1 protein-coding gene is annotated in these 209 nt (G+C 57.9%); it reads left to right on the top strand.

Annotation, left to right across the window (positions count from 1 at the left end; all coding sequences use genetic code 11):
- On the top strand, positions 1-209 hold a 209-nt coding region (locus B2T33_RS12205), incomplete at both ends, for a phosphoribosyl-AMP cyclohydrolase (protein ID WP_286792114.1).

Here is a 209-nt window from a genome sequence, read left to right as displayed (position 1 = left end):
GATGCGGTGCTTGAAACGCTTGAAACCGGCCGGGTGTGCTATTTCTCACGCTCCCGCGGGAAACTGTGGCGCAAGGGTGAAAGCTCCGGCCAGGTGCAGAAACTGGTCGATTTCCGTTATGACTGCGACATGGACACCATTCTGGTCGAGGTCGATCAGATTGGCGTTGCCTGCCACACCGGACGGCGCAACTGTTTCTATTTCGCCGC

The organism is Thalassospira sp. UBA4513, assembly GCF_002388495.1.
Classification (GTDB): Bacteria; Pseudomonadota; Alphaproteobacteria; order Rhodospirillales; family Thalassospiraceae; genus Thalassospira; species Thalassospira tepidiphila.
Note: the sequence above shows the minus strand (reverse complement) of the source record. Positions and strands in the feature narration are given on the sequence as shown.